At 59.8% G+C, this 25,564-nt stretch carries 23 protein-coding genes; 15 read left to right on the plus strand and 8 right to left on the minus strand.

The window, feature by feature from the left end:
* Positions 1–71 precede the first annotated feature (71 nt).
* Entirely contained in the window at positions 72–323 is a 252-nt protein-coding gene (gene oprI / locus BMY73_RS17860; RefSeq protein WP_062382397.1) for an outer membrane lipoprotei OprI, read from the minus strand.
* A 719-nt stretch (positions 324–1,042) separates the two neighbouring features.
* Here oprI and BMY73_RS17865 point away from each other — a divergent pair.
* Entirely contained in the window at positions 1,043–1,324 is a 282-nt protein-coding gene (locus tag BMY73_RS17865) for a GNAT family N-acetyltransferase (protein ID WP_062382399.1), read from the plus strand.
* Between the two features lie 78 nt (positions 1,325–1,402).
* Here BMY73_RS17865 and BMY73_RS17870 read toward each other — a convergent pair whose 3' ends face one another.
* Positions 1,403–2,479 carry a 3-deoxy-7-phosphoheptulonate synthase gene (locus tag BMY73_RS17870; protein WP_062382401.1) on the minus strand — a complete coding sequence of 359 codons (1,077 nt, stop codon included), beginning with the start codon at positions 2,477–2,479 and terminating at the stop codon, positions 1,403–1,405.
* A 196-nt stretch (positions 2,480–2,675) separates the two neighbouring features.
* Between BMY73_RS17870 and BMY73_RS17875 the strand changes: the two genes are divergently transcribed.
* The 5 genes from BMY73_RS17875 (at position 2,676) to cysB (ending at position 6,735) form a co-directional block, all read left to right on the plus strand.
* Entirely contained in the window at positions 2,676–3,071 is a 396-nt protein-coding gene (locus tag BMY73_RS17875; RefSeq protein ID WP_062382467.1) for a thioredoxin family protein, read from the plus strand.
* An 11-nt stretch (positions 3,072–3,082) separates the two neighbouring features.
* Positions 3,083–4,045, plus strand: coding sequence for a putative 2-dehydropantoate 2-reductase (locus BMY73_RS17880; protein ID WP_092408727.1), 963 nt, complete (start codon positions 3,083–3,085; stop codon positions 4,043–4,045).
* Between the two features lie 63 nt (positions 4,046–4,108).
* Positions 4,109–5,029 (plus strand): 5'-nucleotidase, encoded by a 921-nt coding sequence (locus BMY73_RS17885; protein ID WP_062382405.1) that lies wholly within the window; start codon positions 4,109–4,111, stop codon positions 5,027–5,029.
* Positions 5,030–5,124: 95 nt separating this feature from the next.
* A complete protein-coding gene (locus BMY73_RS17890) occupies positions 5,125–5,619 on the plus strand; it encodes a universal stress protein (protein ID WP_092408729.1) in 495 nt (164 codons plus the stop codon).
* Between the two features lie 141 nt (positions 5,620–5,760).
* A complete protein-coding gene (cysB, locus tag BMY73_RS17895; RefSeq protein WP_062382408.1) occupies positions 5,761–6,735 on the plus strand; it encodes an HTH-type transcriptional regulator CysB in 975 nt (324 codons plus the stop codon).
* A 109-nt stretch (positions 6,736–6,844) separates the two neighbouring features.
* On the opposite strand, the gene BMY73_RS17900 is transcribed toward cysB, so the two are convergent.
* A complete protein-coding gene (locus BMY73_RS17900; RefSeq protein WP_092408731.1) occupies positions 6,845–7,579 on the minus strand; it encodes a phosphoadenylyl-sulfate reductase in 735 nt (244 codons plus the stop codon).
* A gap of 188 nt (positions 7,580–7,767) precedes the next feature.
* Between BMY73_RS17900 and thrH the strand changes: the two genes are divergently transcribed.
* The gene (thrH, locus tag BMY73_RS17905) at positions 7,768–8,385 is read left to right on the plus strand and encodes a bifunctional phosphoserine phosphatase/homoserine phosphotransferase ThrH (RefSeq protein WP_092408733.1); all 618 of its coding nucleotides are present in this window, start codon (positions 7,768–7,770) and stop codon (positions 8,383–8,385) included.
* A 27-nt stretch (positions 8,386–8,412) separates the two neighbouring features.
* Here the strand turns inward: thrH and pabB are convergent, their stop codons facing one another.
* The 4 genes from pabB to BMY73_RS17925 form a co-directional block, all read right to left on the minus strand.
* A complete protein-coding gene (pabB, locus tag BMY73_RS17910) occupies positions 8,413–9,756 on the minus strand; it encodes an aminodeoxychorismate synthase component I (protein ID WP_092408735.1) in 1,344 nt (447 codons plus the stop codon).
* Positions 9,757–9,867: 111 nt separating this feature from the next.
* Positions 9,868–10,836, minus strand: coding sequence for an alpha-L-glutamate ligase-like protein (locus BMY73_RS17915; protein WP_175500205.1), 969 nt, complete (start codon positions 10,834–10,836; stop codon positions 9,868–9,870).
* A complete protein-coding gene (locus BMY73_RS17920) occupies positions 10,836–12,386 on the minus strand; it encodes an osmotic stress tolerance membrane protein RloB (protein WP_092408754.1) in 1,551 nt (516 codons plus the stop codon). Before BMY73_RS17920 ends, BMY73_RS17915 begins: the two co-directional genes overlap by 1 nt.
* A gap of 4 nt (positions 12,387–12,390) precedes the next feature.
* A complete protein-coding gene (locus tag BMY73_RS17925) occupies positions 12,391–12,939 on the minus strand; it encodes a retropepsin-like aspartic peptidase RloA (RefSeq protein WP_092408739.1) in 549 nt (182 codons plus the stop codon).
* Between the two features lie 297 nt (positions 12,940–13,236).
* Between BMY73_RS17925 and BMY73_RS17930 the strand changes: the two genes are divergently transcribed.
* From BMY73_RS17930 to prpF, 5 genes are all read left to right on the plus strand, one after another.
* Positions 13,237–13,956: a GntR family transcriptional regulator gene (locus BMY73_RS17930; RefSeq protein WP_062382421.1), complete on the plus strand. Its 720-nt coding sequence runs from the start codon at positions 13,237–13,239 to the stop codon at positions 13,954–13,956.
* A complete protein-coding gene (prpB, locus tag BMY73_RS17935) occupies positions 13,953–14,843 on the plus strand; it encodes a methylisocitrate lyase (RefSeq protein ID WP_062382424.1) in 891 nt (296 codons plus the stop codon). The genes BMY73_RS17930 and prpB overlap by 4 nt, the downstream gene beginning before the upstream one ends.
* Positions 14,844–15,008: 165 nt before the next feature.
* Complete coding sequence (gene prpC / locus BMY73_RS17940; protein WP_062382426.1) at positions 15,009–16,136, plus strand: bifunctional 2-methylcitrate synthase/citrate synthase; 1,128 nt, start codon at positions 15,009–15,011, stop codon at positions 16,134–16,136.
* Positions 16,137–16,306: 170 nt separating this feature from the next.
* Complete coding sequence (gene acnD, locus BMY73_RS17945; protein WP_092408756.1) at positions 16,307–18,901, plus strand: Fe/S-dependent 2-methylisocitrate dehydratase AcnD; 2,595 nt, start codon at positions 16,307–16,309, stop codon at positions 18,899–18,901.
* Positions 18,902–18,960: 59 nt separating this feature from the next.
* The gene (prpF, locus tag BMY73_RS17950) at positions 18,961–20,151 is read left to right on the plus strand and encodes a 2-methylaconitate cis-trans isomerase PrpF (protein WP_092408741.1); all 1,191 of its coding nucleotides are present in this window, start codon (positions 18,961–18,963) and stop codon (positions 20,149–20,151) included.
* A gap of 116 nt (positions 20,152–20,267) precedes the next feature.
* Here the strand turns inward: prpF and BMY73_RS17955 are convergent, their stop codons facing one another.
* Entirely contained in the window at positions 20,268–21,086 is an 819-nt protein-coding gene (locus tag BMY73_RS17955; RefSeq protein ID WP_062382431.1) for a posphoenolpyruvate synthetase regulatory kinase/phosphorylase PpsR, read from the minus strand.
* Between the two features lie 210 nt (positions 21,087–21,296).
* On the opposite strand from BMY73_RS17955, the gene ppsA reads away from it, so the two are divergent.
* From ppsA to rraA, 3 genes are all read left to right on the plus strand, one after another.
* The gene (gene ppsA, locus BMY73_RS17960) at positions 21,297–23,672 is read left to right on the plus strand and encodes a phosphoenolpyruvate synthase (RefSeq protein ID WP_062382471.1); all 2,376 of its coding nucleotides are present in this window, start codon (positions 21,297–21,299) and stop codon (positions 23,670–23,672) included.
* A gap of 186 nt (positions 23,673–23,858) precedes the next feature.
* On the plus strand, positions 23,859–24,851 hold the full coding sequence (locus BMY73_RS17965; protein WP_062382434.1) for an alpha/beta fold hydrolase: 993 nt from the start codon (positions 23,859–23,861) through the stop codon (positions 24,849–24,851).
* A 217-nt stretch (positions 24,852–25,068) separates the two neighbouring features.
* A complete protein-coding gene (gene rraA, locus BMY73_RS17970; protein WP_062382436.1) occupies positions 25,069–25,557 on the plus strand; it encodes a ribonuclease E activity regulator RraA in 489 nt (162 codons plus the stop codon).
* Positions 25,558–25,564: the final 7 nt, after the last annotated feature.

Raw genomic sequence — 25,564 nt, forward strand, 5'->3', positions numbered from 1 at the left:
GGAAGGGGAAAACAGGCAACAAAAAAGCCGACCCGAAACCGGATCGGCTTGTTAATAATCCCGAAGGATTATTACTTGCGGCTTGCCTTGTCCAACATGCGCAGAGCGCGCTCGTTGGCTTCGTCAGCAGTCTGCTGAGCTTTCTGAGCAGCAGCCAGAGCTTCATCAGCCTTGCGGTAGGCTTCATCAGCACGAGCTTGTGCACGGGCAGCTGCATCTTCAGTTGCAGTCAGACGAGCTTCGGTTTCTTTGGTGGCGCTGCTGCAACCGGTAGCCAGAACTGCGGCCAGGGCCAGAGCAGAGAATTTCAGAACGTTGTTCATCGTGTTCCCCTTAAAGGACTTCTATCAAATTAGTCACCTCTCGAAAATGAGAAAATGACCGGCGTACATACTACCCATTGTTTGTAGTAAGTAAACGGACTAAGCGCAAGAACCGCATAAAATTCTTTGCTTTGAAGGTGTTCCGCGCACATCTTCACGCTTTTTGTCTGAGAAAACCCAGTCCTGTCAGGCGATTACGCCTGTCAGTAGGGGCACACGGGCTGCCGGCCCCGCGTACGTCAATAACGTGACCCGGGTCAATCACAGTGCTTCAGGCATCGACTGAGTGGCATTGAACCGCGTCACAGCCTTTTTTTGTATAGACGATGATCAGCGATGGTGCTTGTTTGCGGGTGCTTAAATGCATGCTTAAAGTGACTTCGCCGAGCCTTGAGCGTCTCAATGGACATTCCCCGGCGACGTCAGGTTCCGTCGTACCGCTCGGTCACCCGGTCAGATGTGCGGCAGTGCATTTATGGTTGATTCACTTGAGCGGATCCGATAATGGCGCCTACTATTTGCACGTGCTCTTTGTTTTGAGAACAGCAAGGCTCTTCTCGGTGTCCAAACCAGGCACAGGGTGGCGTAGAAGGCAGTATTGCGTGCACAGGCCCGAAGGGCCGGCTCGCGGTGATTTTCATACTTGCCTGCAGAGGTTCCTTCGCCGGACAAAGATGGGTAAGGTAAGGGTCCAATTCCAAGACCCGCGAGGAGTAGTGATGAGCGAGGCGTTGTCCATCCACCATGACCAGACCGGTCACCAGTTCGAGATCAGTATCGACGGTCACCGAGCCTATCTGACGTACATGGACCTGGGGAAACAGACCCTGGATATCTATCGCACGTTCGTTCCCAACGCGTTGCGTGGACGAGGCATTGCAGCGGCGCTCACCGAGGTGGCGCTCGATTATGCGGAGAGCATGGGCTACACCGTCATTCCCTCATGCTCTTACGTCGAACGTTATATGGAGCGTAATCAACGCCAGGCCGCCAAGATCTGAGTCGGGGATTCAAGCACCCGCCGCTGTAATGAAAAACGCCGAGCTATGTGCTCGGCGTTGTTGTTTCTGGCGTAGCGATCAGGTGCGGTTGCGCTTGGGCAATACGTCCCTGAGCTTGGCGTGCATGCTGCGCAAGGTTTTCTCGGTGCTTTCCCAATCGATGCAGGCATCGGTGATCGACACGCCGTATTGCAGGTCGGCCAGGTCTTTGGGGATAGCCTGAGCGCCCCATTTCAGGTGGCTTTCGACCATCAGGCCAATGATTGACTGGTTGCCTTCCAGGATCTGGTTGGCGACGTTTTCCATGACCAGTGGTTGCAGAGCCGGGTCCTTGTTGGAGTTGGCGTGGCTGCAATCGACCATGATATTCGGCTTGATCTTCGCCTTGTTCAGCGCCTGCTCGCAGAGCGCGACGCTGACCGAGTCGTAGTTCGGCTTGCCGTTGCCACCGCGCAGCACCACGTGACCGTAGGCATTGCCCTTGGTGGTGACGATGGAAACGCCCCCTTCCTGGTTGATACCCAGGAAACGGTGCGGGCTGGACACTGACTGCAGGGCGTTGATGGCAACCGTGAGGCCGCCGTCGGTGCCGTTCTTGAAACCGACCGCCGAGGACAGGCCAGACGCCATTTCGCGGTGGGTCTGGGACTCGGTGGTGCGTGCGCCGATGGCCGACCAGCTGATCAGGTCCTGCAGGTATTGCGGCGAGATAGGGTCAAGCGCTTCGGTCGCGGTCGGCAGGCCTTTCTCGGCCAGGTCCAGCAACAGTTGACGACCAATGTGCAGACCGTCCTGAATCTTGAAGGAGTCATCCAGGTACGGATCGTTGATCAGGCCTTTCCAGCCAACGGTCGTGCGTGGCTTTTCGAAGTAGACACGCATGACCAGATACAGGGTGTCGGACACTTCCGCCGCCAGGGCCTTCAGGCGCTCGGCGTATTCGTGGGCAGCCTTGATGTCATGGATCGAGCACGGTCCGATCACGATGAACAGCCGGTGGTCCTTGCCATCGAGAATGTTGCGGATGACTTCGCGACCCTTGCTCACAGTGGCCTGGGCGGCAGCGGTGAGGGGGATTTCGCGCTTGAGCTGATCCGGGGTGATCAGGGTCTCGTTGGAGGCAACGTTGAGGTCGTCAATCGGTAAATCAGCCATCGTGTTACTCATCAGGTCACGGATGCTGGCCGCCAACGTCCCCGTGCGGCGGAGCCGAGCATTATTGAGCGCAACGGGGGAGCCGAACCTTAGCGCGTTCGCCGGTACTTCGACAATGGGTAAAACGTGGCTTTCCTCCAACAGGTGCGGGATTGTCGAGCACATTATGTCCGGGGCGTCGCGAACAGGGCGCCTGATGTGGGTAAACTGCGCGCTGTGGACGGACAGCGCGCGTGGCGCACCTGGAGTAAGCGGCGTGGAACAACTGCACCTGACGGATTTTGACCTCGATCAGCAATTGCTGGCGTTACCTGGCGTCTCGCTGCTTATATTCACCAGCGTGGGTTGCGCCAGTTGCCGCTGGGCCCGGCATCATCTGCCAGAGCAGTCGTTGCCTGTCGACCGGCTGTGCTGGATCGATGCCGAGGAGAACGGTGGCGCCGTGCAACGCTATGGCGTATTTCACCTGCCGTCATTGTTCGTCATTCGCGACGGTGAGTTTTACGGTGCGTTACGCAGTCAGATATCCGCTGAGGCCATCACCATCGGCCTCGATCAGGTGTTGAGCCGTGCGCCTGAAGAGTTGCCTTGAACGGGGGAAGCATGAGCGAAATCTTTAAAAAGCCGCGTGTGGGGATCATTGGCACCGGCGCCATCGGCGGATTTTATGGTGTGATGTTGGCCCGCGCGGGCTATGACGTGCATTTTCTGCTGCGCAGTGAATTCAGCGCGGTCTCGCAAAAAGGTTTGCGCGTGGACAGCCAGGTGCACGGCGTGTTGAGTCTGGACCCGGTTCAGGCGTACGCCTCGGCCGACGACATGCCCGCCTGTGACTGGCTGCTGGTGGGCGCGAAAACCACCGGCAATGACGGTGTCGCGCCGGCGATCATTCAGGCCGCAGCGCCCGGTGCCAAGGTGTTGATGCTACAAAACGGCCTGGGCGTCGAGGATGACCTGCGTGCTTTTCTACCCGATTCCTTGCACTTGCTCGGCGGGCTTTGCTTTATCTGCGTGCATCGCACCGGGCCGGGTCAAATCGCACATCAGGCCTTTGGCGCTGTAAACCTTGGCTATCATAGCGGCCCGGCGGTCGATGGCGCGGCACGTTTGACTGTCGTCGAAGAAGGCGCAGCGCTGTTCCATGCCGCCGGTCTCGAATCGGTGGCGATGGATAACCTCGACAGGGCGCGCTGGCAGAAGCTGGTGTGGAACGTGCCTTACAACGGCTTGTCGGTGCTGCTCAATGCCAGCACCACACCACTGATGGCAGATCCGGACAGCCGCGAATTGATTCAAGGGCTGATGGCCGAAGTGGTGCAGGGGGCTGAGGCCTGCGGGCATACCTTGCCGGACGGGTACGCGGAGCAATTATTCAAGGTCACCGGGCACATGCCGGATTATCGGCCGAGCATGCACCACGATTTTGTCGAAAAGCGCCCTCTGGAGCTGGAGGCGATTTACGCAAAACCGTTGGCAGCGGCGTTGGCCGCAGGTTGCGACATGCCGAAGATCCGGGCGTTGTATCACGCGCTGGCCTTCATCGATCGCCGTCATCGTGGAGGCTAGCGTGACCTTTCTGTCATCGCGACCCCGTCGGGCCGCGAGCTCATTGAATTGACGGAGTAGTCAATGGCCAACGATCTGAGCCTGAAAACCGCAGGTAACAAGCTGGTTCTGGCGATTTCTTCCCGCGCGTTGTTCGACCTGCGGGAAAGTCATGCGATCTACATGGCAGACGGTGTTGCTGCGTATCGCCAGTACCAGATCGATCATGAAGATGAAGTGCTGGAGCCCGGTGATGCCTTTCTGCTGGTGGAAAAGCTGCTGAGCCTCAATGCCAGCCTCAGCCAATCACGGGTGGAGGTCATTCTCGTATCGCGCAACAGTGCGGACACCGGACTGCGGGTCTTCAATTCGATTCAGCATTATGGTCTGGACATCTCCCGGGCGGCGTTCGTGGGTGGGCGCAGTCCGTTTCCCTATCTCGCCGCGTTTGGCAGCCACCTGTTTCTGTCCACGCATGCAGAGGATGTGCGCAGCACACTGGACGCGGGTTTCGCGGCGGCCACGATTCTGTCCGGTGGCGCCCGGCGCGCCGCCAGTGCCGAATTGCGCATTGCCTTCGATGGCGATGCGGTGTTGTTTTCCGACGAGTCCGAACGGGTCTACCAGTCCGGCGGCCTGGAGGCTTTTCAGGCCAACGAGCGGGAAGCCGCGCGTCTGCCGTTGCCAGGCGGGCCGTTCAAACCTTTCCTCGCGGCGTTGAACCTGTTGCAGCGCGAGTTTCCCGAAGCGTCCTGTCCTATCCGCACGGCGTTGGTCACCGCGCGTTCTGCGCCTGCCCACGAGCGCGTCATCCGCACGCTGCGCGAGTGGGACATCCGGCTGGATGAGTCGCTTTTCCTGGGAGGACTGGAAAAATCGGCCTTCCTCGAAGCGTTCGCGGCCGACGTGTTTTTTGACGATCAGCCCGGGCATTGCGAGAAGGCGCGGGAGGTCGTCGCGACGGGACACGTGCCGCACGGCATCAGCAATGAGCTAAAACAGTGAACCTTTAGACCGGAAAGCTGTATCAAAGCGGCCGATTCGCGTGTGCGCTGCTACGCTCAGTGGTATCTGCGCCTTCGTGGCTGCCTGGAGGTCACATGATTCGCTCGATGCTGTATGCCACGGACCTTGGTCTCTACGCGCCCTACGTCCTGCAGCATGCGCTGGCGCTGGCCAAGACGTTCAAAGCCGAGCTCCACGTGGTCCATGTCGTCGAGCCCATGGGGCCGTTCGCCGAATCCGTGTTGCAGAGTTATCTGGCCGAAGACGTACTCAGAGAGCTGCACAGCGAAGGGGTGAACACCGTCATCGAGGGCATCGAGCTGAAAGTCCTTGCCAGCTTTCGTGACGAGCTTGGCGAGGATCACCAGGACCTTGAGCTGATTCGCAGCGTGCGCGTCGTTCAGGGCGATCCCTCCAACGTCATTCTCGAACAGGCGCAAAGACTGGAAGTCGATCTGCTGGTGGTCGGCAGCCACAGCCATGGGGCAGAGGGGGATACACCCATTGGACGAACCGCAGCGAAGGTTTTACAGCTGTCGGAGGTGCCGGTGTACATGGTACCGATGGTGCAGAACCGCGCCAGGGCGTGAGGGGGAAGGGGAAACGCATGTTGGCGTGAAAATGCAGCGTGTCATTACGGCGCAAAAGTGATAAAAAGTTCTACCTTTGCCTTCCTGACCATTAATCCAGTTATATACCGTCGCTGATGACCGCGGCGTTGAGGGATACCTATGAAGCTTCAACAATTGCGCTACATCTGGGAAGTGGCGCACCACGACCTCAACGTTTCGGCCACGGCACAAAGCCTGTACACATCGCAGCCAGGGATCAGCAAGCAGATCCGTTTGCTCGAAGACGAATTGGGCGTCGAGGTTTTTGCGCGCAGCGGCAAGCACCTGACACGGGTGACGCCGGCGGGGGAGCGCATCATTACCACGGCAGGCGAAATCCTGCGCAAGGTCGAGAGCATCAAGCAGATCGCTCAAGAATTCTCCAATGAGAAGAAAGGCACCTTGTCGATTGCGACCACTCACACCCAGGCGCGTTACGCCTTGCCGCCGGTCATCAGCAATTTCATCAAGCAGTACCCTGACGTGGCGTTGCATATGCATCAGGGGTCGCCGATGCAGATCGCTGAAATGGCCGCGGACGGCACCGTGGATTTTGCGATAGCCACCGAAGCGCTGGAACTGTTCGGCGATCTGGTGATGATGCCGTGCTACACATGGAACCGCTGTGTCGTCGTGCCCCAGGGGCATCCGTTGACCAAACTGCCCAAACTGACCCTGGAAATTCTGGCCGAATACCCGATCGTGACCTACGTGTTCGGCTTCACCGGGCGCTCGAAGCTGGACGAAGCGTTCAGTCATCGGGGGCTGACACCCAAGGTGGTTTTCACCGCCGCCGATGCCGACGTGATCAAAACCTATGTCAGGCTGGGGCTGGGCGTGGGCATCGTCGCCAAAATGGCGGTAGACCCCAAGCTGGACAGCGATCTGGTGGTGCTGGATGCCAGTGAACTGTTCGAAGCCAGCATTACCAAGATCGGTTTTCGTCGTGGCACGTTCCTGCGGGGGTTCATGTGCGACTTCATCGAGAAGTTCGCGCCGCACCTGACCCGCGATGTCATGGCCAAGGCGATCCAGTGCCATAACAAGCAGGAACTGGAAGAGCTGTTCGATGGCGTGGTGCTGCCGGAGCACTGACAGGCGTTAGCGCGCAGGAGCGCGCGGCCCCGCGATTCGTCGCCGCGGCATTGCATCTGGCGGCTGAAATACTGCTATCGCGGGCAATGCTCCTGGGGCTCGGCGGTGATCAAGCTTTAGTGATCAGATTCCCCGAATGCAGTCCGCATTCCTTCTGCGTCGCCTCTTCCCACCACCAACGGCCTTCGCGCTCGTGCTGATTCGGCAGGACAGGGCGTGTGCAGGGTTCGCAGCCGATGCTGATGAAACCGCGCTCATGCAGACTGTTATAGGGCAGCTCAAGCATGCGGATGTAATTCCAGACGTCTTCGCTGCTCATCTGCGCCAGTGGGTTAAATTTGTACAGGGTGCGCTCAGGCGTCGAAAACGCGCTGTCGATTTCGACCACGGCCACGCTGTTGCGAGTACTCGGACTCTGATCACGGCGCTGGCCGGTTGCCCAGGCCTTCACGTCGGTCAGCTTGCGGCGAAGCGGTTCAATCTTGCGCACGCCGCAGCATTCGCCATGGCCATCCTTATAAAAGCTGAACAGCCCCTTTTCCTTGACGAAAGGTTCAAGCTTTTCACGGTCAGGTGAAACGATGTCGATGGCGATGTTGTAGTGCTCGCGCACCTGATCGATGAAACGGTAAGTTTCCGGGTGCAGACGACCGGTGTCGAGGCTGAAGACCTTGACGTTTTTGTTGATCTTCCAGGCCATGTCCACCAGCACCACGTCTTCTGCGCCGCTGAAGGAAATCCACAGCTCGTCGCCGAAGTGCTGGAAGGCGAGCTTCAAGATGTCCTGAGCGGACTTGTTAGCGTAGGTCGCTGCTATCTCGGCGACGTCGAAGGGATGGCTCATCAGGCGGCTTCCTAATCGGTGGCGGCGCGTAGGCGCTCTTAATGCGGCGCTTGAGCGCTCGTAATGGCGCAGATGGTAACAAAAACCTTCGGCGATTTGCCTGAAACCTGAGTTTGCGCGCTGCCTGCCGAGCTGGTTAGAGTGCTGCTTCCCCGACGTCGCGTGACTGAACACACAAGGAGTGGTTTGTGGAAATTGCCTGTCTTGACCTGGAAGGTGTGCTGGTCCCGGAAATCTGGATTGCGTTCGCGGAAAAAACCGGCATCGAGTCGCTGCGCGCCACCACGCGCGATGTTCCCGACTACGACGTGCTGATGACGCAACGCCTGCGAATACTCGACGAACACGGGCTGAAGCTGTCAGACATCCAGGAGGTCATCGCCACGCTGTCGCCGCTGGACGGCGCGGTGGATTTCGTCGACTGGCTCCGCGAACGGTTTCAGGTGGTCATTCTCTCCGACACATTCTACGAATTTTCCCAGCCGCTGATGCGCCAGTTGGGTTTCCCGACCTTGCTGTGCCATCGTCTGGTGACGGATGAAACGGGCCGGGTGGTCAATTACCAGCTGCGGCAGAAAGATCCGAAGCGTCAGTCGGTGCTGGCCTTCAAAAGTCTGTATTACCGCGTGATCGCAGCGGGGGATTCGTACAACGACACGACCATGCTCGGCGAGGCCGATGTCGGCATCCTGTTTCATGCTCCCGACAACGTCATACGGGAGTTTCCCCAGTTTCCGGCCGTGCACTCGTTCGACGCGTTGAAAAGGGAATTCATCAAGGCGTCGAACCGGGCGCTGACTCTATAAACATTGCAGCGTCCATTGTCATGGGCGTTATAGCGATTCCAGGGTCTGCATCAACACCCGAACCTTGGTGAAGGTCTCCTGGTATTCGGCCTCCCACTGCGAGTCGGCGACGATGCCGCCGCCGCCCCAGCAGGCGATCTGGCCGTCTTTGGCCAGCAAGCTGCGAATGGCGATGGAGCTGTCCATCTCGCCGCGCACGTCCAGGTACAACAATGACCCGCAATACAGTGCCCGACGGCTGGGTTCCAGTTCGTCGATGATCTGCATGGAGCGGATTTTCGGCGCGCCGGTTATCGAGCCGCCGGGGAAACTGCCGCCAAGCAGGTCCAGCGCGTCCTTGCCCATCGCCAGTTCGCCTGTGACGGCACTGACCAGATGGTGGACATTCGGGTAGCTTTCGAGGCTGAACAGTTCCGGCACCCGGACCGAGCCGATGCGACAGGTGCGCCCCAGGTCGTTGCGCAGCAGGTCGACGATCATCAGATTTTCGGCGCGGTCTTTCGGGCTGGACAGCAGCTCCTCGGCGTACGCAGCGTCTTCGGTCCTGTCCTTGCCCCGTGGACGGGTGCCTTTGATCGGGCGGGTTTCCACCTGGCGTTGACTGACCTTCACGAAGCGCTCTGGCGACAGGCTCAGGACGGCGTTGCCATCGGGCAGGGCGAGATACCCTGCAAACGGCGTGGGGCAGGCGACACGCAAAGCCCGATAGGCAACCCACGGATCTCCTCGGTATCCGGCGCGCAAGCGCTGCGCATAATTGACCTGATAGCAATCGCCTGCCTGGATGTAGGCATGAATGCGCGAGATGGCTTGCCGGTACTGCTCGGCAGTGATGTCGGGGGCAAAAGGTGCGCTCAGTTTGAAGGTCGCAGCGTCCTCGGTCGGGCGTTGCTCAAATAGACCGATCAGTCGCCGACGCTCCTCATCGTCCATAGACGGGTGAAACACCAACTGGCTGGTGCGTGACGGGTGATCGCTGATCAATGCCCAGGCATAAAGCCCAAGCCGGGCCGACGGCAGGTGCAGATCGTCGACGGCCTGCGAGGGCAGGGGTTCGAGCAGGCGGCCGAAATCATAGGCCAGATAGCCGATCAGTCCACCGGCAAAGGGCAGTGATGTTCCATCCGGCAACTGCGCCTCTCCCATGCGGGCGAGGCTGTGGCGCAAACGCTGCAGGAAGGCGGCGCCGGTCTCCTCGGTCGCAGGCGTCAGCGTCTCCACCGGCCAGGCACTGAGGATGTCGAAGCGGCCCCGATTAGCGTCGGGTCGACCGCTGTCCAGCAGCACGGCGCCGGGCGCGTGGCGAATGATCGAGAAGTACCCGGTCGGGTCGACCTGATAGGCAAGCGGGTGTACGGAGCAGGTTGGCATTCGAGGTAAATCAGTGGTGGCAGCGGAGGGCGATTGTAGTCCTACGCGTGGGGGAGTCCTAGGGGCAGTGTCGGCGGCAGGCTGTGTTGTGGCGCATTGATCGCATGCCCGTCAAACGTGCCCGAACAGTTCCTGAACGAATTTCACGCGCTGTTCGGGGCTTTCGTGCGTGCCTTGTGTGGCGAGCTCGGCCAGTCGCTGCTCGACGGCTGTCGTCCGGTGCGTCAGGCCGCAGTCGTTGGCGATCTGAATGTTCAGGCCAGGACGGGCGTTGAGTTCCAGAATCAGCGGGCCCCGGTCCTGATCCAGCACCATGTCCACGCCAATGTAGCCCAGGCCGCACAACTCGTAGCATTCGGCGGCCAGTTTCATGAATCCGTCCCAGTTGGGCAACTGCACGCCATCCACCGCGTTGGTGGTGTCCGGGTGCTTGCTGATGATGTTGTTCAGCCATGTGCCGCGTAATGTCAGGCCAGTGGCCAGGTCCACGCCAACGCCGATGGCGCCTTGGTGCAGGTTGGCCTTTCCTCCGGACTGCCGCGTCGGCAGGCGCAACATCGCCATGACCGGGTAACCCATCAGCACAATGACACGGATGTCGGGCACGCCCTCATAACTGATGCTCTTGAATATCTGGTCGGGCGTCACGCGGTATTCGATCAGTGCGCGGTCGCGGTGTCCGCCCAGGGAATACAGGCCGGTCAGGATGCTGGAAATCTGATGCTCGATTTCTTCGTGGCTGATGATGCGTCCGGAGACGGTGCGAAAGCGCTCTTCGAACCGGTCGGCGATGACCAGGATGCCATCGCCACCCGCACCTTGTGCGGGCTTGATGACGAAGTCGTTGCGCCCGCCGATGATGTCGTCGAGCTTCTCGATTTCTTTCTCGGTGGAAATGATCCCGTACATTTCAGGCACATGGATGCCCGCAGCGATGGCCCGTTCCTTGGTGATGATCTTGTCATCGACGATGGGATACAGGCTGCGCTTGTTGTACTTGAGCACGTAGTCGGCGTTTCGCCGGTTGATGCCCATGATCCCTTTGGCTTCAAGGGCCTTCCAGGTTTTCCACCAACCGATCATTTGACGTTTTCCCGTTTGGCGTCTTCCTTGAGGAAGGCCTTGAACCGCACCAGTTCGGTCAGACGGTAGCCCCGATAGCGACCCATTGCCAGCATGAACCCGACGAGGATGAGCAGGATGGCCGGGAACGTGAACACGAAGTAAATGAACTCCGGGACGCTCATGATGATGTGGGCCAGCGAAGCCGCGAAGAGCGTGCCGATGGCAACTTTCATGGCATGGCTTGCGCCGCGTTCTTCCCAGGTGATCGACAGGCGTTCGATGGTCATCGTCAGAATGACCATCGGGAACAGCGCTACCGACAGGCCTCGTTCCAGCCCCAGTTTATGGCTGAACAGGCTGATGGCCGCAATCAGCACGACGACGAAGGTCAGTACTACCGACAACCTGGGCAACATTTGCAGCTTGAGGTGTTCAAGGTAGGAGCGCAGCGACAGGCCCAGCGCGGTGATGATCGTGAACAGCACGATGCCGAAGCCCAGTTGCGTCTCACGAAACGCCAGTGCGATCAGTACCGGGGTGAACGTGCCCAGGGTCTGCAGGCCGATCAGGTTGCGCAGGATCAGAATGACCAGCACCCCGATCGGGATCATCACCATGATCATGAAGGTCTGCTGGGTCTGCAGCGGCAGGCCATACAGTGAATATTCGAGGAAGTCGGCGTCCGTGCTTTCGTCGGTCAGCTTGGCCAGGCGAATGGCGTTCATTTCGCTGTTGTTCAGACTGAAGCTGACGGTCGCTTTCCTGCCGCCTTCGACGCTGATCAGGTTGTCGTCGCCGACCCACCACAGCAAACGATCCTGCGGCAGGCCGGCTTCACCGGTTTCCGGGTTGAAATACAGCCAGTCCTTGCCGTTGAAGCTGCGCAGCCACAGCTCGGGTGTCTGTGGCTGGTCGGCCACCAGGCGAATGGTGTGGACCTTCTCGACGGGGACGTGAGCAATGGACAGGAGGATTTCGGTAATGCGGGCCTTGTTCTGGACCGAAGTGTCACCGGCCAGAAGCAGCTTGACGTTGTCGTCGCTCAGATTGTTGACACGGCGGATGGCTTCACTGACGAATGTCTCGACGTCGGCTGAATGCTGGCGGATGGGGGCGAGCAGGGCGTCAGCGGCGATTTTTTCCGGGCCCTCGACGGCGATGCTGTCGCGAAAGATCGGGCCTTTGATCTTGGCTTTTTCACCGCTGTAGCGCTTGGTCAACACCAGACGATAATAAAGCGTCTGGTTGCCGTTGGCGCGTCGGGCGGACCAGGTGACCTTGCGGTTGCCCTCGGCGCGGTTAACGTTCACACCGTAATTGTTAGAGATGAAGCTTTCGTTGAGGCTGACGAAGTCGCGCGACAGCGGCGGTACGTACATCTGGACTTTGACGGGGTCTTTCGGGTTGGCAATGAACTCGACCTTGGCGTCGATGTTCCACAAATCGTCTGTTTCGTCTTCGGTCACCGGGATGCCGAGCACCAATATCTGATAGGCCGTGATCGCCATCCCCAGTGTCACCAGGGCTGTGATCAGGAGTTTCAGATGAAGGGTTAGAGAGCGCATGTCATTACTCTGCGGTTTGAGCATCAGTGACGCAGGCGGGTTTGCCCGCTGCATATTTAAGGCTGGGATCGACCAGCGCATCGAAGCGTTTTAACGCCTCGGAGCCAATCAAAAGCGGGTATTGGAATGCACTTCGGTCGGTCAAGTTCACTTCTATGGTGCGTGAAGCCTTGCCCATGCAGACATCAAGGCTGATGACCGGCCGGGCGGTGTATTTCTTTTCGTCCTCCGGGTCGACATCACCCGCCCGACGCTTGATTTTGCTGACCCGCGCCAACGGCCGTTCGATCGGGTGTTCGTGGGCGTCGTCGATGGCCAGGTAGAAGCGCACCCAGGACTCGCCATCACGCTTGAATCGCTTGATGTCGCGTGCGCTCAACGAGGCGGTTTTCGCCCCCGTGTCCAGTTTTGCCGCGACCTGAAGGTCGATGCCAGCCAGCTCCGCGTATTCGTTCAGCCCATAGACGGTCTTGTCGGCTGCCAGGCTTGAAGCCGGGATCAGCATGCCCGAAAACAACAGGCATAAAAGAAAGCGTAGGGAATGGCGGCTCATAGATCCTGGCGTGATGAAGGGAAAAACGGTGAGCGGCTGGACGTCGGCTCGGGGTTCGGAGTTGAGGGCCCAGGCCAGCAGGGGCGCCCCTGATTCGCCTGACCAGGCAGGCCGATGCGGTCGGCATTCTAGCATGAAGGTGTTGGCGCGCCAGCGACGGGTTGGGAGGACAGGGTGCGTAGGAAAACGCCTCATGCCTAGAGACTATTGGAAGATTGTCGACAATCTGTATTTTTGCTTTGACTGAAAGGGTGTATTTCGCTAGCTTTGCATGCATTCCCTATCAAGGTGTCGACAATGCTGGGATCCATCGAAACCGCAGCCGTTGCTCAGGTCGATCCGGAAACGTTGTCCGAGAACGTCTTCCGGCGCATCCAGTCCGCGATCGTCAAAGGCGAGATCGCCCCAGGCAGCAAGATTTCCGAGCCAGAACTGGCGCGCACGTATGGCATCAGTCGTGGGCCGTTGCGTGAGGCGATCCATCGCCTCGAAGGCCAGCGTCTGCTGGTGCGCGTTCCGCACGTGGGCGCTCGCGTCGTTTCGTTGAGTCATGCCGAGCTCGTAGAGCTTTATGAAATCCGCGAATCGCTGGAAGGCATGGCGTGCCGGCTCGCCGCCGAGCGCATGACTGCCCAGGAAGTCGAAGACCTGCGCCGTGTTCTCGAAACACATGAGCGCGACACGGCGTTTCAGGCCGGCGTGGGCTATTACCAGCAGGAAGGCGACTTCGACTTCCATTACCGGATCATTCAGGGCGCGCGCAACAGCACGTTGACCCAGATGCTCTGCGGCGAGCTTTACCAACTGGTGCGCATGTACCGCATTCAGTTTTCGACCACGCCCAACCGGCCGCGCCAGGCATTCGCTGAGCATCACCGGATTCTGGATGCCATCGCCGACCGCGACGGGGAGCTGGCCGAACTGTTGATGCGCCGCCATATCGGTGCGTCGAAACGCAACATCGAACAGCGCTATCAAGAACAACACCAAGCCACTCCTGCCCGAGGTGAACAATGACTTCAAGAACGACTGCCGGCCAACGCTTCCGTGATGCGGTGGCGAGCGAGCATCCTTTGCAAGTGGTCGGCGCCATCAATGCCAACCACGCGCTGTTGGCGCAACGTGCCGGCTTCAAGGCGATTTATCTGTCGGGCGGCGGGGTGGCAGCCGGCTCGTTGGGCGTACCGGATCTGGGGATTACCGGTCTGGATGACGTATTGACCGATGTGCGCCGCATCACCGATGTCTGCGAACTGCCGTTGCTGGTGGACGTGGACACGGGGTTCGGGGCATCGGCATTCAACGTCGCACGAACCGTGAAGTCGATGATCAAGTTTGGCGCGGCGGCCATGCACATTGAGGACCAGGTGGGCGCCAAGCGCTGTGGCCACCGTCCGGGCAAGGAAATCGTGTCGCAGCAGGAAATGGTCGACCGGATCAAGGCGGCGGTCGACGCGCGCACGGATGAGAGCTTCGTGATCATGGCGCGGACCGATGCGCTGGCCGTCGAAGGCCTGGAGTCAGCGCTGGACCGCGCGGCCGCGTGCATCGAGGCCGGCGCGGACATGGTGTTCCCCGAGGCAATCACCGAGCTTGAAATGTACAAGCTGTTCGCCTCGCGAGTGAAGGCGCCGATTCTGGCGAACATCACTGAATTTGGCTCCACGCCGCTGTTTACGACGGACGAACTGAAGTCGGCGGAAGTGTCGCTGGTGCTGTATCCGCTATCCGCTTTCCGTGCGATGAACAAGGCGGCCGAAAACGTCTACACGGCGATTCGTCGCGACGGCACGCAAAAGAACGTTGTCGACACGATGCAAACCCGCATGGAGCTGTATGAGCGCATCGATTACCACGCCTTCGAGCAGAAGCTGGACGCGCTGTTTGCGCAGAAGAAGGGCTGACAACTCCCCATCGTAGGAGCGCGCTTGCCCGCGACAGAGGTGTGTCAGCCAGCATCTATTTCGCAGGCGTGTCGCATTCGCGGGCTAGCGCGCTCCTGCGCAAAACGGGTGTGTAGACAGAACTGAATGGCCGATTCCCCGAAAACTATAAGACTGGAGACAGCAATGGCTGAAGCAAAAGTATTGAGTGGCGCTGGCCTGCGTGGCCAGGTCGCCGGACAGACTGCCTTGTCGACCGTTGGCCAGGCAGGCGCCGGGCTGACCTATCGCGGTTATGACGTGCGCGAGCTGGCGGCTGACGCTCGTTTTGAAGAAGTGGCCTATCTGCTGCTGTACGGCGAGCTTCCGACTCAGGCACAGCTGGACAGTTACCTGAAAAAGCTGCAGGGGCTGCGTGACCTGCCGCAAGCCTTGAAAGAAGTGCTGGAGCGTATTCCCGCCGACACCCACCCGATGGACGTGATGCGCACCGGCTGCTCGATGCTCGGCACGCTGGAACCTGAACTCAGCTTCGATCAGCAACACGATTCCACTGACCGGCTGCTGGCCGCTTTTCCGGCGATCATGTGTTACTGGTATCGCTTCAGCCACGACGGCGAGCGTATCGATTGCGTGACCGATGAGGTGTCCATCGCCGGGCATTTCCTCAAGCTGCTGCTCGACAAAACCCCGAGCGAGCTGCACCGCAAGGTCATGGACGTCTCGCTGATTCTCTACGCAGAGCACGAATTCAACGCGTCGACCTTTACCGCTCGGGTCTGTGCCTCGACCCTGTCGGACCTGTTTTCGTGTGTCACGGCCGCCATCGGCACGTTGCGCGGCCCGTTGCATGGCGGCGCCAACGAAGCGGCGATGGACATGATCGAGAAGTTTTCCTCGGCTGAGGACGCGACTCAGGGCACGCTGGCGATGCTGGCGCGCAAGGACAAGATCATGGGGTTCGGCCACGCGATCTACAAAGACAACGATCCGCGCAATGAAGTGATCAAGGGCTGGTCCAGAAAGCTGGCCGACGAGGTCGGTGACACGGTGTTGTTCCCTGTGTCCGAAGCCATCGACAAGACCATGTGGGAGCAGAAGAAACTGTTTCCCAACGCTGATTTCTACCATGCCTCGGCGTATCACTTCATGGGGATTCCGACCAAGCTGTTCACGCCGATCTTCGTCTGCTCACGCCTGACGGGATGGGCCTCCCACGTGTTCGAACAGCGCGCCAACAATCGCATCATCCGTCCAAGCGCCGAATACATCGGCGTCGAGCAGCGCACGTTCGTGCCAATCGAACAACGCTGAACGGTGAGGATTGAATCCGTTGCAGGCCTGTAGGAGCGCGCTTGCCCGCGATTGGGCATATCAGACACGGACATGTTGTCTGGCATACCGCAATCGCGGGCAAGCGCGCTCCTACAGAACATGCCGGGTCAGGCCCCACCCTTCGAAACTACCGTGACCGAGTCCTGATGATGAACACTGAACATCGCAAACAACTGCCTGGCACCTCGTTTGACTACTTCGACGCCCGAGCGGCGGTCGATGCCATCAAGCCCGGCGCCTACGCGACGCTGCCTTATACCTCCCGCGTGCTGGCCGAGAACCTGGTCCGCCGTTGCGATCCGGCCACCTTGAAGGCATCGCTGACGCAACTGATCGAGCGCAAGCGCGACCTGGACTTTCCCTGGTTTCCGGCGCGTGTGGTGTGCCACGACATTCTGGGCCAGACCGCGCTGGTCGATCTTGCCGGCCTGCGGGATGCGATTGCCGACATGGGCGGCGATCCTGCGCAGGTCAACCCGGTGGTGCCGGTGCAATTGATCGTTGACCACTCGCTGGCCGTCGAATGTGGTGGCTACGACCCGGACGCGTTTGCGAAGAACCGCGCGATTGAAGACCGCCGCAACGAAGACCGTTTTCACTTCATCAACTGGACCAAACAAGCGTTCAAGAACGTTGAGGTGATTCCGCCAGGCAACGGCATCATGCACCAGATCAATCTGGAGCGTATGTCGCCGGTGATCCAGACCCTCAACGGCGTTGCCTTCCCGGATACGCTGGTGGGGACCGACAGCCATACGCCGCATGTGGACGCCCTGGGCGTGATCGCCATCGGTGTCGGCGGACTGGAGGCCGAGAACGTCATGCTTGGTCGCGCGTCCTGGATGCGCCTTCCAGACATCATCGGCGTGGAATTGACTGGCCGCCCACAACCCGGGATTACCGCCACTGACGTGGTGCTGGCGCTGACCGAATACCTGCGCAAGCAAAAGGTCGTCGGCGCCTACCTCGAGTTCTATGGCGAGGGCGCTCGGGCGCTGACGTTGGGGGATCGCGCGACGATTTCCAACATGGCGCCAGAATACGGCGCCACGGCGGCGATGTTCTCCATCGACCCGCAAACCATCGACTATCTCAGGCTTACCGGTCGCGACGACGATCAGGTGAAACTGGTCGAGACGTACGCCCGGGAAACCGGCCTGTGGGCTGACAGCCTCAAGACTGCTGAATACGAGCGGGTATTGAGCTTCGACCTGTCTGGCGTCGTGCGCAATATGGCCGGACCGTCAAACCCGCATGCCCGGGTGGCGACCTCGGATCTGGCGGCCAAGGGCATCGCCGGTGCCTGGGAAGACACGCCCGGCCAGATGCCTGACGGCGCGGTGATCATTGCCGCCATCACCAGTTGCACCAACACCAGCAACCCGCGCAACGTGATTGCCGCCGGCCTGCTGGCGCGCAATGCCAACCGGCTTGGCCTGACCCGTAAGCCGTGGGTGAAGTCCTCGCTGGCGCCAGGTTCCAAGACCGTCGCGCTGTACCTGGACGAAGCCGGGCTGACCACCGAGCTGGAGCAGTTGGGCTTCGGCGTCGTCGCGTTTGCCTGCACCACCTGCAACGGCATGTCGGGTGCACTGGACCCGGTGATTCAGCAGGAAATCATCGACCGCGACCTGTATGCCACCGCCGTTTTGTCGGGCAACCGCAACTTCGACGGCCGTATCCACCCTTACGCCAAACAGGCCTTTCTTGCCTCGCCACCGCTGGTGGTGGCCTACGCAATCGCAGGCACCATCCGCTTCGATATCGAGAAGGATGTGCTGGGTATCGGCGCAAACGGCCAGGAAATTCGCCTGAAAGACATCTGGCCGACGGACGAGGAAATCGATGCGGTGGTCAAGGCATCGGTGAAGCCGGAGCAGTTCCGTCAGGTTTACATCCCGATGTTTGCGATCCATGAAGACACTGGCCCGAAAGTCGAGCCGCTGTACGACTGGCGCCCGATGAGCACCTATATCCGGCGTCCGCCTTACTGGGAAGGCGCCCTGGCGGGAGTGCGCACGCTCAAAGGCATGCGACCCCTGGCGGTACTGCCCGACAACATCACCACCGACCACCTGTCGCCGTCCAATGCGATCATGCTCGACAGCGCGGCGGGCGAGTACCTGGCGAAAATGGGTGTGCCGGAAGAAGACTTCAACTCTTACGCGACCCACCGTGGCGACCACCTGACCGCGCAGCGTGCGACGTTTGCCAACCCCAAGCTGTTCAACGAAATGGTTCAGGAAGGCGGCAAGGTCAAGCAGGGTTCCCTGGCGCGGATCGAGCCGGAAGGCAAGGTGACCCGCATGTGGGAAGCCATCGAAACCTACATGGAGCGCAAGCAGCCGCTGATCATCGTCGCCGGCGCCGATTACGGTCAGGGTTCGTCCCGCGACTGGGCCGCCAAGGGCGTGCGCCTGGCCGGCGTGGAAGCCATCGTTGCCGAAGGCTTCGAGCGCATCCACCGCACCAATCTGGTCGGCATGGGCGTCTTGCCGCTGGAGTTCAAGCCAGGAACTGACCGGATGACCCTGGGCATCGACGGGACCGAAACGTATGACGTCATCGGCGAGCGCACCCCCCGTGCGACCTTGACGCTGGTGATTCACCGCAGGAACGGCGAGCGTCTGGAGGTTCCGGTCACCTGCCGTCTCGATACCGGTGAAGAGGTGTCGATTTACGAAGCCGGCGGTGTTTTGCAGCGGTTCGCTCAGGACTTCCTTGAATCGACCGCAGTGGCCTGACGATGTGTCGACGTCGCCTCAGGTGGCGTCGGCGTTTGAACGAGAAGGAAAACGACTCCATGGCTCATACAGCGCAAATCAGGATTCCCGCGACCTACATGCGGGGTGGCACCAGTAAAGGTGTGTTTTTCCGTTTACAGGATTTGCCGGAGGCCGCCCAGGTGCCGGGCCCTGCGCGTGATGCGTTGTTGCTTCGGGTGATCGGCAGTCCCGACCCTTACGCCAAGCAGATCGACGGCATGGGCGGCGCGACATCCAGTACCAGCAAGACCGTGATTCTGTCCAAAAGCATCAAGGCCGATCACGACGTCGACTACCTGTTCGGTCAGGTGTCCATTGACAAGCCGTTCGTGGACTGGAGTGGCAACTGCGGCAACCTCTCTGCAGCGGTTGGTCCGTTCGCGATCAGCAATGGTCTGGTGGATGCGAGCCGCGTGCCGGACAACGGCGTCGCTGTGATTCGTATCTGGCAAGCCAACATCGGCAAGACGATCATTGCGCACGTACCGATGACCAACGGCGCGGTGCAGGAAACCGGTGACTTCGAGCTGGATGGCGTGACCTTCCCGGCCGCCGAGGTTCAACTGGAGTTCATGGACCCGGCCGCAGAAGAAGAGGGCGCAAGCGGTTCGATGTTCCCGACCGGCCATCTGGTGGACGAGCTGGAGGTGCCGGGTGTCGGCACGTTCAAGGCGACCATGATCAATGCCGGCATCCCGACCATCTTTGTCAACGCCCGTGACATCGGCTACACCGGCACTGAGCTGCAAGACGCGATCAACAGCGATGTGACTGCCTTGAACAGGTTTGAAACCATTCGCGCATATGGCGCCGTGCGCATGGGGCTGATCGCCCATGTGGACGAAGCGGCCAAACGTCAGCACACGCCAAAAGTAGCCTTCGTCGCAGGGCCTGCCGAATATGTATCGTCCAGTGGCAAGCGTGTGACGGTGGAGGACACCGACCTGCTGGTCCGCGCAATGTCCATGGGCAAGCTGCATCACGCCATGATGGGCACGGCGGCGGTGGCGATCGGCACGGCGGCGGCGATTCCTGGCACGCTGGTTAATCTGGCGGCCGGTGGTGGCGAACGCAGCGCGGTCCGGTTCGGTCATCCGTCCGGTACGTTACGCGTAGGCGCGGAGGCGGCGCTGGTCGACGGGGAATGGCAGGTCAAGAAAGCCATCATGAGCCGCAGTGCGCGGGTATTGATGGAAGGGTGGGCTCGCGTGCCAGGCGATAGTTTCTGAGTTTTGCTTTTTCTCTTGTAGGAGCGCGCTTGCCCGCGAAAGCTTTCTGTCAATTACGAATGCGTGACTGACACGACGCATTCGCGGGCAAGCGCGCTCCTACAATTTGCAAAGGGCTATTTAAAGCGCCGCTCAACCCCTTTCTCCACCAAGACCTTCGCCGAAATTTCTTCAACCGAGAAATGCGTGGAATTGATATTCGGAATGTTTTCGCGGCGGAACAGGTTTTCCACCTCGCGCACTTCGAATTCGCACTGGGCGAAACTTGAGTAGCGGCTGTTGGGCTTGCGCTCATGGCGGATGGCGGTCAGACGATCGGGGTCGATGGTCAACCCGAACAGCTTGGCCCGGTGCTGCTTCAGCGCCGCCGGCAGTTGCAGGCGCTCCATGTCGTCTTCGGTCAACGGGTAGTTGGCCGCGCGGATACCGAATTGCATGGCCATGTATAGACAGGTAGGCGTCTTCCCACAGCGCGAGACACCCACCAGAATGATGTCGGCCTTGTCGTAGTAGTGCGTTCTGGCACCGTCATCGTTGTCCAGCGCGAAGTTCACCGCCTCGATCCGCTCCATGTAATTGGAGTTGTGACCGATGGAGTGCGATTTGCCCACCGAGTAGGAGGAGTGTGAACTAAGCTCCTGCTCTAGCGGCGCCAGGAAGGTGGAGAAGATGTCGATCATGAAACCGTCGGACGTCGCCAGAATCTCGCGAATGTCCTGATTGACGATGGTGTCGAAGATGATCGGACGCACCTCGTCTCTCTCGGCGGCCTGGTTGATTTGCTGGACCATCGCGCGGGCTTTCTCGACGCTGTCGATATAGGGCCTGGTGAACTTGTTGAAGGTTATGTTTTCAAATTGCGCCAACAGGCTCTGACCAAGCGTTTCGGCCGTGATGCCGGTGCCGTCGGAGATAAAGAAAGCGGATCGTTTCATTTGCGCCTTGGGCCTTAAGCTGGTGACGATTCTTGGATATGATAGGCGGGCTTGCGCGCCATCACTGGCCGCATTCTACCTTTTTTCAAGGTCCTGATTGTCAGGATGAAGATTTCAGGGCCGGACGACTCGTGTGAAGAGTCGCTTTGTTCCTGTGATGACAGCACCAATGCTTTTCCCAACAACAATTCGGTTAGTGGAGAGATCACCTTGGTAGAGTACGTAGTTTCCCTCGATAAGCTCGGCAAACATGATGTTGAGCATGTGGGGGGCAAGAACGCATCCCTCGGCGAGATGATCAGCAACCTGGCGGGCGCAGGCGTGTCCGTTCCCGGTGGCTTCGCCACTACAGCTCAGGCCTATCGTGATTTTCTTGAGCAAAGTGGTCTGAACGATCAGATTCACAAGGCGCTCGATGCCCTGGACGTCGACGACGTCAACGCGCTGGCGAAAACCGGTGCGCAGATTCGTCAGTGGATCATGGAGGCCGAATTCCCCGAGAAGCTCAACGCCGAAATCCGTACTGCCTTTGCCGAACTGTCGGCAGGCAACCCGGACATCGCCGTTGCCGTGCGCTCTTCCGCCACCGCAGAAGACCTGCCGGACGCATCGTTCGCCGGTCAGCAGGAAACCTTCCTTAACATTCGTGGCGTCGACAACGTGATCCGCGCGGCGAAAGAAGTCTTCGCCTCGCTGTTCAACGACCGCGCCATTTCCTACCGCGTACACCAGGGTTTCGACCACAAGCTGGTGGCACTGTCTGCGGGCGTGCAGCGCATGGTCCGCTCTGAAACCGGCACGGCGGGCGTGATGTTCACGCTGGACACCGAATCCGGCTTCCGTGACGTGGTGTTCATCACCGGCGCCTATGGCCTGGGTGAAACCGTCGTCCAGGGCGCGGTCAACCCGGACGAGTTCTACGTTCACAAGGGCACCCTGGACGCCGGTCGTCCTGCCATCCTGCGCCGCAACCTGGGCAGCAAGGCCATCAAGATGATCTACGGCGACGAAGCCAAGGCCGGTAAATCGGTCAAGGTGATCGACGTGGACGCCGCTGATCGCGCCCGGTTCTGCCTGTCCGACGAAGAAGTCAGCAACCTGGCGCGTCAGGCGATGATCATCGAGAAGCACTACCAGTGCCCGATGGACATCGAATGGGCCAAGGACGGGGATGACGGCAAGCTCTACATCGTTCAGGCGCGCCCTGAAACCGTGAAGAGCCGCAGCTCGGCCAACGTCATGGAGCGTTACCTGCTCAAAGAGAAGGGCACCGTTCTGGCGGAAGGCCGTGCGATCGGTCAGCGCATCGGCGCGGGCAAGGTGCGGATCATCAAGGACGTGTCCGAGATGGACAAGGTCCAGGCCGGCGACGTGCTGGTTTCCGACATGACCGACCCGGATTGGGAACCGGTGATGAAGCGTGCCAGCGCCATCGTCACCAATCGGGGTGGCCGTACCTGTCATGCCGCGATCATTGCGCGCGAATTGGGTATTCCGGCGGTGGTGGGCTGCGGCAACGCGACTGAGCTGTTGAAAGACGGTCAGGGCGTGACCGTCTCCTGCGCGGAAGGCGACACCGGTTACATCTTTGAAGGCGAACTGGGCTTCGACATCAAGCAGAACTCCGTCGATGCCATGCCGGAACTGCCGTTCAAGATCATGATGAACGTCGGCAACCCTGATCGCGCGTTCGACTTCGCCCAACTGCCCAACGCCGGTATCGGCCTGGCGCGTCTGGAATTCATCATCAACCGCATGATCGGCGTGCACCCCAAAGCATTGCTGAACTACCCGAACCTGCCGCTGGACATCAAGGAAAGCGTCGACAAGCGTATCGCCGGTTACAGCGATCCTGTCGGTTTCTATGTCGAGAAGCTGGTCGAAGGCATCAGCACCCTGGCGGCTGCCTTCTACCCGAAAAAGGTCATCGTGCGCCTGTCGGACTTCAAGTCCAACGAGTACGCCAACCTGATCGGCGGCAAGCTGTATGAGCCGGAAGAAGAGAACCCGATGCTGGGCTTCCGCGGTGCGTCGCGTTACATCAGCGAAAACTTCCGCGACTGCTTCGAGCTTGAGTGCCGTGCCCTCAAGCGCGTGCGCAACGAGATGGGCCTGACCAACGTCGAAATCATGGTGCCGTTCGTGCGCACCCTGGGTGAGGCGAGTCAGGTGGTCGACCTGCTGGCGGAGAACGGTCTGGCACGCGGCGACAATGGTCTGCGCGTGATCATGATGTGCGAACTGCCGTCCAACGCCCTGATGGCTGAAGAGTTCCTCGAGTTCTTCGACGGCTTCTCCATCGGTTCCAACGACCTGACCCAACTGACCCTGGGCCTGGACCGCGACTCCGGCATCATCGCGCACCTGTTCGACGAGCGTAACCCTGCGGTCAAGAAGCTGCTGTCCAGCGCCATTCAGGCCTGTAACAAGGCTGGCAAGTACATCGGCATCTGTGGTCAGGGCCCGTCCGACCATCCGGATCTGGCGCGCTGGCTGATGGAGCAGGGCATCGAAAGTGTTTCGCTGAACCCTGATTCGGTACTGGAAACCTGGTTCTTCCTCTCCGAGGAGGATGCTCCAACCTGATACCCCACAGGTAGAGCAATCGAGTAAGATGCTGGCCCGTTTCGACGGGCCGGCTTTCTGAAGAAGGGCGGCCTTAACGGATCCGCCCTTTTTCATGCCCATTTTTCAGGTGAAAGGTTCAGCCACCGGACAGCCTCTGCGTGCTATTCCGGGCGGTGGGACCTGTCAGAACCAAGCAAGAGCACTATGCAAAGCAGCAGCGATCTTTTTCCAGTGGCCTTGATCAGTGCCGAACGACGTGGCGACCTGATCGAGGACGTCTACCGTTTGAAACCCGGCAACAGCATGGATTTCACTGTCGAGCTGGCCGTGACCCGTCTCGGTCAGGTCGCCGCCCCCGATGTCCGGGGCGTACCGGTGATCTTGTTGCACGGCAGCTTCTCCAATCGACGATTCTGGTATTCGCCGAAAGGCATCGGGCTGGGGGCGTATCTGGCGCGGGCGGGATTTGACGTATGGATTCCGGAGATGCGTGGGCACGGGTTGTCTGCGCGAAATCAAGCCTACCGGCATAACCGCGTCGCCGATTACGCGCGCTACGACCTGCCAGCCATCGCCGCGTTTGTCCGTGAACAGACCGGGCAAGTCCCGCACTGGATCGGTCATTCGCTTGGCGGCACGACGCTCGCTGCGGCATTGGGTGGTCATTATCTGGACGACGGGCAGGTGGCCTCGGCGGCGTTGTTCGGCAGTCAAATCAGCCGCACATACTGGCCTCTCAAGGTGCCGCCCCTTCAGTGGAGCGCGGGGCTGCTGCTCAAGCGTTTCGAGCATGTGTCCGGCCCCCGTTTCAAGCGCGGCCCTGAAGACGAGCCGATGGGCGTCCTGCTCGAAAGCATGCGCTGGCATGGCCTGTTCGGTCGTTTCGGTGACAAGAAAGATGACTGGTGGTCAGGCCTGCGTCATGTGCATGTGCCGCTGTTGTGCGTGGCGGGAGCAGGCGATCATCAGGACCCTGAGTGGGCGTGTCGCGAACTGTTCGAGCAAGTCGGCTCCGAGCAGAAAGAGTTCTGGTGCCTGGGGCGCCGGGAAGGTTTCAGCGAAGATTTCGGTCACGTACAGATGCTGGTCAGCAAGGCCGCGCAGGCGCAGGTCTGGCCAAAGGTTGCCGATTGGCTCAACCGGCAGATCAAGCCATCACATGCTGAATCAACGCTGAATAGGGTGGCAACTCTCTGATTTGTGCGCCCATAAGCGTTCCTAAGGGCGTCGTCTGGCGCTAAGCTACATCCATTCGAGTGGCCACGGGACGTTGGCAGGCGAGCAAGACTCGTCGGTCGGTGTTTTGTTCTATATAAGGAAGCATTGTGGCGTGTGTCATGGTCTGACGTGTGCGCCACATGAACCTGCCTCCGGCAGGTTCATCCTTGAAGCGAATCACTGACAGGAGTTACCCATGCACTACATCACTCCGGATTTGTGCGACGCCTACCCTGAGCTTGTTCAGGTGGTCGAGCCGATGTTCAGCAATTTTGGCGGTCGCGATTCGTTCGGTGGCGAAATCGTTACGCTCAAATGTTTTGAAGACAACTCACTGGTGCGTGAGCAAGCCGATCAGAACGGCAAGGGCAAAGTGCTGGTGGTCGATGGTGGGGGCTCACTGCGACGTGCATTGCTGGGTGACATGCTGGCGGAGAAGGCAGCCAAAAATGGCTGGGAAGGCATGATCATTTATGGCTGTGTGCGTGATGTCGATGTCCTGGCACAGACCGATCTCGGTGTGCAGGCGTTGGCCAGTCACCCGCTCAAGACCGATAAGCGCGGGTTGGGGGATCTGAATGTGGTGGTGACCTTTGGCGGTGTGACCTTCCGCCCCGGCGAATACGTGTACGCCGACAACAACGGCATCATCGTTTCGCCCAGTGCTTTGAAAATGCCGGACTGACCGGTGT

Origin of the sequence: Pseudomonas sp. NFACC02 (assembly GCF_900110765.1) — a bacterium.
Lineage (GTDB): Bacteria > Pseudomonadota > Gammaproteobacteria > Pseudomonadales > Pseudomonadaceae > Aquipseudomonas.

What these genes read in the sequence shown, in the direction of transcription:
- oprI (WP_062382397.1), bottom strand. Translation starts at nt 323, where the DNA reads ATGAACAACGTTCTGAAATTCTCTGCTCTGGCCCTGGCCGCAGTTCTG.
- BMY73_RS17965 (WP_062382434.1), top strand. Translation starts at nt 23,859, where the DNA reads ATGCAAAGCAGCAGCGATCTTTTTCCAGTGGCCTTGATCAGTGCCGAA.
- BMY73_RS17875 (WP_062382467.1), top strand. Translation starts at nt 2,676, where the DNA reads ATGTGGGTAAACTGCGCGCTGTGGACGGACAGCGCGCGTGGCGCACCT.
- pabB (WP_092408735.1), bottom strand. Translation starts at nt 9,756, where the DNA reads ATGCCAACCTGCTCCGTACACCCGCTTGCCTATCAGGTCGACCCGACC.
- BMY73_RS17865 (WP_062382399.1), top strand. Translation starts at nt 1,043, where the DNA reads ATGAGCGAGGCGTTGTCCATCCACCATGACCAGACCGGTCACCAGTTC.
- BMY73_RS17885 (WP_062382405.1), top strand. Translation starts at nt 4,109, where the DNA reads ATGGCCAACGATCTGAGCCTGAAAACCGCAGGTAACAAGCTGGTTCTG.
- BMY73_RS17930 (WP_062382421.1), top strand. Translation starts at nt 13,237, where the DNA reads ATGCTGGGATCCATCGAAACCGCAGCCGTTGCTCAGGTCGATCCGGAA.
- prpB (WP_062382424.1), top strand. Translation starts at nt 13,953, where the DNA reads ATGACTTCAAGAACGACTGCCGGCCAACGCTTCCGTGATGCGGTGGCG.
- BMY73_RS17900 (WP_092408731.1), bottom strand. Translation starts at nt 7,579, where the DNA reads ATGAGCCATCCCTTCGACGTCGCCGAGATAGCAGCGACCTACGCTAAC.
- cysB (WP_062382408.1), top strand. Translation starts at nt 5,761, where the DNA reads ATGAAGCTTCAACAATTGCGCTACATCTGGGAAGTGGCGCACCACGAC.
- BMY73_RS17870 (WP_062382401.1), bottom strand. Translation starts at nt 2,479, where the DNA reads ATGGCTGATTTACCGATTGACGACCTCAACGTTGCCTCCAACGAGACC.
- BMY73_RS17920 (WP_092408754.1), bottom strand. Translation starts at nt 12,386, where the DNA reads ATGCGCTCTCTAACCCTTCATCTGAAACTCCTGATCACAGCCCTGGTG.
- rraA (WP_062382436.1), top strand. Translation starts at nt 25,069, where the DNA reads ATGCACTACATCACTCCGGATTTGTGCGACGCCTACCCTGAGCTTGTT.
- prpF (WP_092408741.1), top strand. Translation starts at nt 18,961, where the DNA reads ATGGCTCATACAGCGCAAATCAGGATTCCCGCGACCTACATGCGGGGT.
- BMY73_RS17890 (WP_092408729.1), top strand. Translation starts at nt 5,125, where the DNA reads ATGATTCGCTCGATGCTGTATGCCACGGACCTTGGTCTCTACGCGCCC.
- BMY73_RS17880 (WP_092408727.1), top strand. Translation starts at nt 3,083, where the DNA reads ATGAGCGAAATCTTTAAAAAGCCGCGTGTGGGGATCATTGGCACCGGC.
- prpC (WP_062382426.1), top strand. Translation starts at nt 15,009, where the DNA reads ATGGCTGAAGCAAAAGTATTGAGTGGCGCTGGCCTGCGTGGCCAGGTC.
- BMY73_RS17955 (WP_062382431.1), bottom strand. Translation starts at nt 21,086, where the DNA reads ATGAAACGATCCGCTTTCTTTATCTCCGACGGCACCGGCATCACGGCC.
- BMY73_RS17925 (WP_092408739.1), bottom strand. Translation starts at nt 12,939, where the DNA reads ATGAGCCGCCATTCCCTACGCTTTCTTTTATGCCTGTTGTTTTCGGGC.
- acnD (WP_092408756.1), top strand. Translation starts at nt 16,307, where the DNA reads ATGAACACTGAACATCGCAAACAACTGCCTGGCACCTCGTTTGACTAC.